The 11,526-nt window shown below is 43.1% G+C and carries 8 protein-coding genes; all 8 read right to left on the reverse strand.

What is annotated here, in order from left to right:
- Positions 1-132: 132 nt before the first annotated feature.
- Entirely contained in the window at positions 133-807 is a 675-nt protein-coding gene (locus BN1125_RS03000) for a DUF3313 domain-containing protein (protein WP_080741057.1), read from the reverse strand.
- Between the two features lie 38 nt (positions 808-845).
- A complete protein-coding gene (locus BN1125_RS03005) occupies positions 846-3,074 on the reverse strand; it encodes a patatin-like phospholipase family protein (RefSeq protein ID WP_042010609.1) in 2,229 nt (742 codons plus the stop codon).
- 29 nt (positions 3,075-3,103) lie between these two features.
- A complete protein-coding gene (locus BN1125_RS18325) occupies positions 3,104-4,363 on the reverse strand; it encodes an anaerobic sulfatase maturase (protein ID WP_084202236.1) in 1,260 nt (419 codons plus the stop codon).
- A gap of 114 nt (positions 4,364-4,477) precedes the next feature.
- The gene (locus BN1125_RS03010) at positions 4,478-5,461 is read right to left on the reverse strand and encodes a transporter (RefSeq protein WP_042010610.1); all 984 of its coding nucleotides are present in this window, start codon (positions 5,459-5,461) and stop codon (positions 4,478-4,480) included.
- A gap of 58 nt (positions 5,462-5,519) precedes the next feature.
- A complete protein-coding gene (locus BN1125_RS03015) occupies positions 5,520-7,343 on the reverse strand; it encodes an arylsulfatase (protein WP_084202237.1) in 1,824 nt (607 codons plus the stop codon).
- An 84-nt stretch (positions 7,344-7,427) separates the two neighbouring features.
- On the reverse strand, positions 7,428-8,243 hold the full coding sequence (locus tag BN1125_RS03020; RefSeq protein ID WP_052446041.1) for a hypothetical protein: 816 nt from the start codon (positions 8,241-8,243) through the stop codon (positions 7,428-7,430).
- Positions 8,244-8,563: 320 nt separating this feature from the next.
- Positions 8,564-9,769, reverse strand: coding sequence for a hypothetical protein (locus tag BN1125_RS03025; protein ID WP_042010611.1), 1,206 nt, complete (start codon positions 9,767-9,769; stop codon positions 8,564-8,566).
- 328 nt (positions 9,770-10,097) lie between these two features.
- Positions 10,098-11,423 (reverse strand): competence protein CoiA family protein, encoded by a 1,326-nt coding sequence (locus tag BN1125_RS18085; protein ID WP_052446045.1) that lies wholly within the window; start codon positions 11,421-11,423, stop codon positions 10,098-10,100.
- Between the last annotated feature and the right edge of the window lie 103 nt (positions 11,424-11,526).

Raw genomic sequence — 11,526 nt, forward strand, 5'->3', positions numbered from 1 at the left:
CTATCACATATATATGTGACTGTTCACTGTCCCCAAAGAGGAGCCTTTATTATTCGAGACCTGTCACCATTCACTTTATTTATTTTTTATATAAAGGCCCCAAAGCATTACTATGCTGGGGCCTTTTAAAAATTAACGCAATTTAGCTGCAAGTGAAGTAGCAACTTTTACCCATTCATCAAATAAAGCTTTTACATGCTCGACTTCTAACTGTTGCTTATCATCAGTGAGACTTTCACCTACACCCTGACGCAATCCTTTAGCCATAACCTCACTGGTCACTGAATCTGTGAGAATACCTTCAACAGAAATAGTTACAACTTTGTCTCGATATCCTAGCGCTGTTGAGGCTCCAGCTAATACCAACGCTACAGGTACAACCTCATAAGCTTTAAGACCTTCGACACTCGTAGCAACACCAGTTACAGCTAGTTTAAAGTCCAGTGTATCTGTACCAGGAGTATTCGTTAATTCATAGCTCTTGCTAACTTCCTGCATAAGTTGCTGGGTAAGATAAGCGGATATTTTATCGAGGTTTTCCTGTTTAACCTGTGAACCTTCTTTTGGTAAAGGGTAGAATGCCACTGGATGAATAATGATTTTCTTATACTTACCCTTAACCATTTCTGGATTAATCCAACGTAACATCTCACCTTGATAATCACCAGGTGCTTTCGTCAACATTGAGTAATCACCAAGATAACCCGAGCGAGGAATGTCGCTACTTGTTGAGCTTGACGAGCCAGACCCAGCACAAGCTGTCAGCATTATGGCGGAAAGTAAAACTGCGATTTTCGTATTTTTCATTATGCATTCCTATTGCTAATAAAATTAAAAACGTAGTTCTAATAAAACAGTGGCTTACCTAAATAAAAGAATATGGTTTTGTTATCACTTTCTCCATAACCATAACCAAGATAGACTGGCCCGAGGGGAGTGTTCGCCCCTAAAAACAGACTACCAGCCAGCTCTGGATTTGAGCCGAAATCATTCCTGTTATCCCATACCCCACCATATTCCACGGTAGTCCCTAAGTACCAAGAAAGCAATGGTATTATTTTGAATTGATGATAGTAAATGCCTGATATGACCCCAGCCTGCTGACCAGAAAGAGAGTTTTCCGTATAACCAGATAAATTTAGAAAGCCCCCAAACCGATATAGATCTTGAATGGGTGCAGTTCCATCTATCGTTGTCATCGCCACACCAGATAATCCCAGTACATGACTGCCATAGACAGTAGTAAACAGGCTCGCACTTGCATTAAGTTGATCAAACGAGCTATCACTTCCCCATGAAGGATCTGCCTTGGCATACTCAACTAGACTAAGCCAACCAGAGGTCGGATAATTAAGATTATCAAGTCTGTCAACTGAGAACCTGGTATATATTTGAGCAGTCTCATAATTAAACGAATCCCAACCAGGAGTTCCTGTACTTAACTCACCATCACCAATTCGATAGCGGTAGCCGATGCGAAGATCTCCATAGCGTGGAAATTCTCGTCCCAAAGCGGCATCCAATTTCGCTTCATTTACTTGGTAAACAGCAAGATGATTACCATCATCGTCATAAATACCGACATCATAAGAACCGTAAGAAGCACCAGTCTGCCAAAAATATAGCCCCTGCATATCAAATGGTTGGAACCACTCCATGCCTATTCTTGGTTCATTTCCGAACTGAACGCCACCACGAACCTCACCTCCCAGTGAGTTTATATCGGTACGCTGGTAAGAAAGCGCCAGATTGTAGCTATCATCCTTCTGTACAGAGCTCGAAAGTTCCAAACCAAACTGCATATAGTTAGGTCCCCAACTTTTTGCCCTAGCGTCAACCTCAAGTCCTTTCTTGCCATCTTCTTCGATTACGTCATAACTTACCGATTGAAATAAGCCAAGGCCATAAACAGCGCCAATGTCTTGCTCCAATATCTCTCGGTTCAGTGGCATTCCTATTTTCTGATTTATTCGTTGTGCAATAACTTCATCATCAGCATTAGCATTACTTTTTATTCTAATGAAATCAATTGTTGGCTCATTTTTCTCAGGATGAGCTCTAGAGAGCAGCATGTTATTATATGATGATTCAGATAGGCTCAGTGCCTTAAGCTTACTATTTACCTGAACTGCACTTTCATAGCCAATTTTCACAGCATCCTTTGTTCTATCAAAGTCACCACTTCCAATATCACCAAGTGCAGGTTCAATAAGTATGTCCTGTTGATGCAAGGAGGCAATTTGACGGTCAGCGTTAGTTCGCGTCATGATGGATGTCATCTGAGCAGTAATTGCAAACATATCTGTCACTTGATCTGCTGGCATGTATGGTGAACTAATATCGACCGCAATGACTATATCAGCGCCCATGCTACGGACAACATCGACCGGAAGGTTGTTGGTCAAACCACCATCAACAAGTAAGTGGTCACCCTGCTGCACCGCAGCAAATGCACCAGGAACGGCCATACTTGCTCGCATAGCAGTAGCTAGGTCTCCGTTAGCTATAACGACTTCACTGCCATTACCAATATCAGTGGCTATAGCTCTAAATGGGATTGGTAACTTATCAAAGTCCGTGACTGTACTGACAGACAGTGTTAACTCTCTCAAGACAAGTGAAAACTTTTGCCCTTGTATAGCACCTGTTGGGAATTTAAGTTCACCTTTATCGGTAACACCTGGCCTTGCGTCAATCAGATAAAGCCGTTCTTCTTGCTTTCGACGAAGCGGAAGATCTTGTCGTGCGGGGTCATCATTAAAAATGTATTCCCAATTCATCGCACCAAGTGCCTTCTCTATTTCATCTGCTGTTTTTCCTGATGCATAAAGGCCACCAACAATAGATCCCATGCTGGTGCCAGCAATACAATCAACAGGTATTCTCATCTCCTCTAGCCGTTTTAGAATACCTATATGAGCAGCACCTCTAGCGCCACCACCACTCAACGCCAAGCAAACTTTAGGTCTTTCATCTGCATAACTAACGCTAGGGAGAATGCAGGTAAAAAATAAAGATAGCCAAATAGTTTGGTAGGCGTATTTTAAAATACAGTATCTAAAATAACTGTTCATTGTGATAACCTCCCTATTATCGACAGTGCTCATCTAGCTTTAAGCCTTCTTAAAATGACAGGTAGGTCGGCCAGCGTTTTTTTATAAAATATCTTGAGGCCAGGGCAAAGATAATTTAGCCCTGCCTCTCCATCTGGTGTTCTGACAAAACGATTCTTGGGGCATTCCCCCCAACACAATTTCAAATATGAGCAGGTCTTGCAATATTTTGGAAGAGACTTGTGCTTGGCATACCCAAACTCCTTTTGACGCTCAGAAAATGCCATCTCTCCTTGATGAACATGCAATATATTTCCTAATCGATATTCTGGATACACAAAGCGGTCACAACTATACACATCACCATTATGTTCTATCGCAATTGCTTTTCCACAAATTTGCCCACTAACACATGACTGAGCTCCTCTGCCGAGCATTTGACTGATCACGTTTTCAAATTGATCTACAAATACGGAGCCAAAGTCCTCTGAAAGCCATACATCCCAAATTTGTGTAAGAAAATGTCCCCAATCATCAGGACTGACTGACCACTCTGCGACAACCGAGTCAGGCTGACCAGGCTTGGCCCTGCTTGTCCCACTAATGGGGAGCGTAGATAGCTCCCAATAACCTGGGGCTGTGTTTTGGAAGTTAATAGGCTCGACAGCAGGGAGAAATTGAATGACGTAAGGACGCACCTGGTCTCTTAGAAATTCATAGACGGGAAGTGGGCTGTTAATATTCTTATTATTCACAACACATAGTGCATTGAACCGAATATTATACCTATGTAATAATTCGACTGCATTCATAACTCTATCAAATGTTGGCTTTCCTCCTTTGCTATATCGATATATATTGTGTAGTTCCTCCGGCCCATCAATTGAAAGACCGACAACGAAATCGTGTTGCTTCAAAAAAGCACACCATTCAGCTGTAAGTAGTGCGCCATTGGTTTGGAGATCATTTTCTACTCGTTGGCCTGCACGAGCATATCTCGCTTGTAATTCAACTATGCGATGGAAGAAATCCAACCCCATTAATGTTGGTTCCCCTCCCTGCCAAGTAAACACAGCAACGGGGCCAGTCTGAGCAGCTAAATATTGACGAATATGAGCCTCAAGAAGTGACTCACTCATGCGTGGTACTTTACCTTGTCTCAACAAGTCTTCTTTGTGTAAATAAAAACAGTATGCACAGTCTTGATTACATTGAGCACCACTAGGTTTTATCATTGTATGAAAAGCGTAATAATCACCATCAGCGAGTTGTGGCAGTGATAGCGGTGGATCTACTTCATTTGAATGCATACAGATAGCTCAATTTAGTTAAACTCACAAATGCTCTACGTAACGAACAAGGTCGTATTTACTATAAAGCTATTAAAATCAGTAAATACAACCCTGTTCACTCATATCATGCCTTTATTTACCATGATTAAGTCTTTTTGAGCCTTCAATCAATGGGTGCCATCCATAAATAAAGGAGATCATGAAGCTATCCATACTCATTTCACCTGGTGCATCATCGTTGATCGTTGACATATAGCCTACTGTCAAGCTCATATTGTCATCAAGGTTATAACCAAGTGTCAGCCCGACTGCGGTACTACTCATTTTGTCTCCATCAACACCATCAATTGATGCCTTGCCTCCATTGTACAAAGAAAGATCGAGTGAGCCCCACAGGCGTTCATTAAAATCACGAGTCAGATGTGCATCGAGCCTATACATGGGGTCTGTTTCCAGTGATTTACCCATGAAGTCATCATTTTTGCCAAAGACCCAAGCCGCAGGGAGCAATTCGAATGTAGTACGCTCGCCAGGAACCCAAGAGCCAATTTGCCAAGTCATGGGAAGGCCGATACGGCCATACCAGCGATTTTGTCCCAAGTTCAGAGGCTTATCGCTATCATACTCACCGATGGGCAATCCCAAATCGACCAAGACATCCATCGAGAACCCTGGCTCATAACGCATAGCCGCAGGAAGATCTGTCTGGGCTTTAGGCCCGATTAGATTGACATCAAATTCAATCATCGGGTCTCCAAACCCTTTGGCGGATTGGTGAACCGTATTGCCGCCAATATTGACATCGCCTGATATTCTGCCCATAGGCACAATGAAAGCAACTAAAGCAGAGCGATCCATGATTGAGAGTGTTTTGGCATAGCCAGTAAGAAACATTGATGCTTCAAAACTGGCTCCTGGCGTTACTGTATGAGCAAAGTCGAATGGGTTGGTGTTACCTGAAATGTTCTTGTAAATAACAGGTACAGCATTACCACCTGCAAGGCTTTTAAGATAAAAACGAGCGGGAACCTCCTGTGCTTGTGATACAGCTGGCACAACCGTGATGGCGGTAAACATAGCGCTCATAATCAAGTTTGATAGATTTTTTATTTTCATAATATCCTTCCACCATTGTATATTTGACATTCACAATTACTGATGAATGTTTTCATGTTTATTTATCTTGTTTCTCCACCATCTCAGGAGGGGGAACAAACTGTTTCTTATAGAGCAATGGTGGATAACCTGTCTCTACAGGTGTTCGCATCGGAAGCACATCATCCAATGTTTCGAATGGGGATCTACTTGGAATGATGACATTATTTGTCTTCACGTAATGATCCCAGAGTTTTAGCATTTCATTGAGCTTTTCTGGCTCTTTAGATGTCAGATCTAAGCGCTCAGCAGGATCATCTGCAAGATTGAACAGCTCCCATTCACCTTTGCCAAATGGCTTAAATTGCCAACGAATTTTCCAGTCTCCTTGCCGTAAGGCTCGATTGCCAAAGACTTCCCAGGCAATATAATCCTGCACTGTTCGAGGTGATTCAGCTTTTCCTGCCAAGGTTGGCAGCCATGATTTTCCAGCTAAGGGTGGCAGTTGATGGCCTTGATATGAGTCTGGATATTTGGCACCTGCAACCTCCAGCAAGGTTGGCATCACATCAGCTACGTGCATTATTCCATTATTGATGCTGCCATTCTGCCGTTTAACTACTGGCCCCTTAACGATCAATGCATTATGAATACCGCCTTCCGCGACCCATCCCTTATATTGACTAAATGGCGTCATCGATACCTGAGCCCACATTGACCCATAAGCCACATAAGAGCCAGGATCTCCCCATGAATTGGGATGTGTCTGTGACCAGTTTATTGCTGCATGCAAGAAATCCCGCGTCCCTGGAGTTCCAGCAATCTGCTCAAATAGATCTGTACCCTCGGCACCATTGTCTCCAAAGACAATGAAAATTGTATTTTCATATTCGCCGATATCCTTGAGATGCTGTATCAGCCGTCCAGTATGATGATCGAGGTTTTCAACCAGCCCTGCATAGAGCTCCATCTTTTTACCTAGCAGAGCGCGACTGGCGGGAGCTAAAACTATGGGATCTGGGACAAACCACATTCTCTCGGCAAGATTCGTTCCTGCTGGCATAATACCAAGTTCAACCTGTTTTTTAAGGCGTTGCTCTCGTACTGCATCCCACCCTTTATCGTATTCACCGACATGACGATTGCGCCAGTCCTTTGGAAGGTGATATGGGTCATGAGGGGCTTGGTGTGATACATATGCAAAGAATGGCTTGTTACTATTTTTATTTGAGTCAATAAATTCAATCAACTTATCTGTGTATGTTTTCGTTGCATAGTAATCATCTGGTAACTCTTTAAGGTACTTACCGTCCTCAGTGAAAACTGACTTGGATGAGGCCGCTGTAAAATTGGTCATATCCCAATAGCTACCAGCTCCATCAAGTAGCGAAAAATCACGCTCAAAGCCTCTTGCCGCAGGGATGAGGTCTGGGGTTTTCCCTAAGTGCCACTTACCAACCATGTAGGTATGATATCCGGCATCTTTGAGCAACTGTGGAAGCGTAACGAGTTGCTTGCTTAGATACCCTTCGTAGCCAGGCACCCCTTTCTGATTAGGAGCCGTCCACTCATCCATATTGCCCAGACCATTAAGGTGTGTGTCTATACCTGTCAGCATTGTAGAGCGAGTAGGAGAGCTGCTTGGATTTGTATAGAAATTGGTGAATCGAACACCTTCATTTGCCAGAGCATCAAAAGTGGGAGTGTTGATTTCACTCCCAAATGAACCAAGATCGGAAAAACCGAGGTCATCACCTAAAATGACTACAATATTGGGTCTTTTAACATCTGTTTCAGCTGCGACTGCATCAACACCTGCATATGCTGAAAGTAAAAAAAAAGAACCAATCAATAGACTTATTTTACTTCTCTTGATTGGTATTCCACTTACCTGTTTCGACATAGCTCAAATCCTTCTTAATGTCGATTGCTTTAAATACGCCTTTCTATAACAAAAACACAATAGACCTAAACGGTAAATCCATTACTACTTAGGAAATAGCAGGGTTAGCTGTCCTCTAATACCCCAACCCTCATATCCGTTCTCTGGTGATTCAGCCCAATATTTCCCTGCTATAGAAAATTGCATGATCTGGGATCCGATTTTAAAAATCTGCCCAGCTTGTACAATCACTGGCACTGACCACTGACTTGCATACCAATCATAAGTTGATTCCGTGTATATACCGATTGTTGTATGCGTTTCAGTTGTATAACTAAAAAAAGGCTGTAATGATAAGACATTCAAATCATCTCTATCATTATGACCAGCAACAGACCAAATTTGGCTGGCTAGAAGCCCAGCAGTCCAAGGCCCAGTCTGCTTGAGCACTACACCCGTTGGCCCCAAGCCCCATTTTTCTGTACCAAGTACGCTTTCACTCGCAGTGGGCAGCAGTTCAACTGGGCCTACGCCCCAGATCAAGCCTCCATCAGTAGGATCTTTAGGGGAGAAAAATTGGCTTGCTGTGCTATCTCCAGTACCAGATGTGTTTAAAGCGTTTTGTTGAAACCCATGTTGCTCGACACCTTGAATGATCGTCCTTGTGATCAGGTTCCAATCCTCGGTGAGTGAGAATGGGATAACGGGTTGAATATACAACCGATTGACAGCGGCACCCGCGTTGGAACCACCTAACTCGTCATAGTTGTACTGAATAGGGACACTGATCAGGGAAGCTACAGGATTCGCAAGCTTCTTGGCTAGTTCAGTCGCAGATTTGGCATCCGAGGTCGCGGGGCTGTCAACAGCCCAGGTGGAGGTTGCTATGCCAAAGAAAAAGAGATACCCATAGTTTTTCATCTTCTGTGCTCCATGCACTTCATTCAAACCTGTTTTTCAGCACAGATATGGATGCAGCTTGTTCTGGGCAGTTTAACGACAGGTCTATCCGTTTTATGGTTTAGTTTTCACATCCAGCAACTCTGTTATAAAGCAAGAGGTTGATAAAGTTAATCTTTAATGAACCATAGCACCATAGTAGCCCGTTACAGACTTGGATTGTGTGATGCTTTCACCATTTTTGGTGCTTACAACGAACAGATAAAAGGGAGAGCTCTGCGGCTAAGTCACAGGTTTTATTAGTGTCTCCAGGGAGGACTAAGAAAGCATGCAGCCCTATATTAGAAAATGATTCCTATTACTCTATCGAGAATTACTTCGAACGAGAACAGGGTAAAGAGAAGAGGTATGAAGGGTATCAATGTCGCCATAATGAGTTGCATGATCGTATCCCTACTAAATGGAAGGGGGCGGATCTCTTTGATCACGGCATATGCATTACCTAAATCAGCCAGAGACTGGATATCGGCAGACCCCAGTAGGATCTCATTATCTCGATCTTGGCTGTGTAACCATCGACCTTCAAAATCTCGGGTATATTCAGCGGCAAGGACACCGTATTCACGTAGACCTTGACGCTTGGCTTGCATGATCTGGGTGGCAAAAACAGTAAGTGGGGCAAGCACGAGCACTAGACCGAACACCACGAGCAGAGCAATCTCCGGTTTATAGGCCGTGAGCACGGCTCCATCATGTAGAATGCGATTTAAGATATAACCAGCTAGTTGTACGCCAAAGACCATAAGTAGCGGCGAATATGCGTATGCTGATGTTCCTAAAAATCCTAGACCAGCGTTTCGGTCTGGATGTGTTGGTATTAGGTCGAGGGGAATGCGTGACAGATGCCACAGTAGACGACCCCAGATGAAGATGCGGTAGAACCATCGCAGCATAAGAAACTGGGTAATAGGGATGCTAATCCAGAAAAACCAGATACCAGCAAAAGATAGATGCTCCTTACCATCACTTAGATTGATGTACCAAGTTGAGGACTCCATCACAAAGGTGCTGGTGCGAACGAAATAGCCACTAGAGAATACAAGTAACAGTAGGAACAATTCAGCGGCCACAGAGTTACGCCAAGTCATCGCATTGCTTATTGCACGGTGAAAATCAGCAAGATTTGTCTCGGGAACAAGATGACGTTCCAGAAACTGGGCGATGATGCTCCGAATACGCTGGTGTACGATCAGTTCTGCAAAAACCAAGAGCGGCACACTAATCAGAAAACGGGTCTGAGATTCAATGTCCAGCAAGAAAGGAACCGTAACCCCACCAAGCAATGTGCCTTCCCAGGAGCAGAGCAACAGAAGTGGGATCCAGCACAACCCACTAAGCACCAAAATGCGTAGTCGAAGATGGGATGAGACATCGCCAAGATGAGCGCGATTTAACAATTGATAAAGTGGGCCACCCAATACGAGAGAGAATTGCTCCAGTGTTGTCGTGGAGGGGGAACGGTCTTCTGTTGGGTTTTGTGAAGACATGAGTGTTCACCTTGTGACTGTACACGGCGGGCGAGACCGAGCTCCTCTCAGCGTAACAGCTTGGCAGTGCAGAGATGCCCACTCAGGGACTGCTTCCCCCATTGCCTATAGTTATAGCTCTCTCGGAAAACCACAATCAACGGTCTAACTGACTGAAATTTTGTTTTTTTGTGGGCGAGGTCATATAAGTGTGGTTAACATAGGCCGTTACTGTTCAAGCGGACTGATGCTCTTGAGGTCAAACAAGACCTAGCAGTGCTGTCAACTGATGGTTGAATAGAAAGTGGTTTCGTATGCATGTTGCATATGCACAATCTGTATATGAAAATCATGGGATTTTGATAAATGAACTATATTTTCGCCTTAAATCATCAATATCTTTTTTTGCTTTCCTTTCTTTTTCCTCCAGTGCTTTTATCTCATTTGATTTTTCTTTTAGCAACTGCTCAAACATTACTTTAGCCTGCTCTCTTGATTTAATATCCACGATGCTTGCCAAGTCTTTGGATTTTTCTGTTAGAGCATCTTCTCGTCCTTGTAGTGAGATTATGTTATCATTTAAATTTTTCTGTATGAGATCTAAAGAGGTTGTACGCCTACTTATTTCTAGCTCTCCAGCATCAAGTTGAGCCTCTTTGGCTTTAATTGTCCTATTTATATCATCAACCTGTGAATAAAACCCTGCCTTAAGTTCATCTAAATTGAGAAGGTCGCGTAGTAAGTCTTGCTTTTTATCGATTTCATCTTGCATATGATAAAGATGGTCTTTTAACTCCATTTCAAAGCTTCTGTATTGATCTTCCAATAGGATTATTTTTTCCTGTGCCTCTAAAATGGACGACTCTTTTTCTTTTAATACTCTCTCCCATCTTCTCAGAATTGCGTTAGCCTTGCCTTCTGCATGCCGAGACTGTTGAATGACTCGTTGCATATCACTCAGCTCAGATTGACTCGTATTTTTTATCGCATTGTATTCTGCATTAAGCCTTTTAACCTCTGCATCATGCTTTGCACTCAAAGATGAATACTGATTCTGTAAAGATAGTAACTGCTGTCTATTGTGCGTATACATCATTTCGGAGAAGTTGCCAACAGGGGCCACAGATACCCATTTTTTGGGGCATTTTTTTAGATAATCTCTTATCTCTTCTTTTGAGATTATCTCTCCTTTCACACGAAATCCACTCAGGTCAAGTTCAACACAGGTTGCATTCACCCGTTTTAATTCTTTAATTTTCCCTCGATCACAAAAGTGCGTAACTGCAACTTCGATGAGAACCTTCTCTCCATCGATGAATCCGATTACATCAGGTATAACTCGACCTTCATAAACCTCACATGCCATCTCATCAAAGGATATATTTTGATGTATTGGGTTTATAGTTCCAATAGGCAGTAACAACTGCCTGTCAGTTGCTAAAACCTCTTTAGCTAGGATATGTATTTCCGTTTCCGGCTTCCAGGTACAGGAGTCCTGTTCGATTGAGTTAGGCTCATGAGCAAAATAATGGGCTTTAATTGGCCCTTTCATTGCCCAGACTGCGCCCTGACAACCGATGCATGTGCAATTGCATCCTTTGCCACTAACAACGTCTTTGACATCAACGATATGGCCGTTGTCGTCAAGGGCGCGAGTCATCAGGATTCTTGCCATCTCTATCCTACCCACAAGTGGATCTATGTATCAAAGCGCATCAGTTTATTCAGCCCACGTAGATGCGTACACCACATCAGTTACTACAACATTTTCATGAAAA

The organism is Aeromonas fluvialis (genome assembly GCF_000819885.1).
In the GTDB taxonomy this organism is placed as follows: Bacteria; Pseudomonadota; Gammaproteobacteria; order Enterobacterales; family Aeromonadaceae; genus Aeromonas; species Aeromonas fluvialis.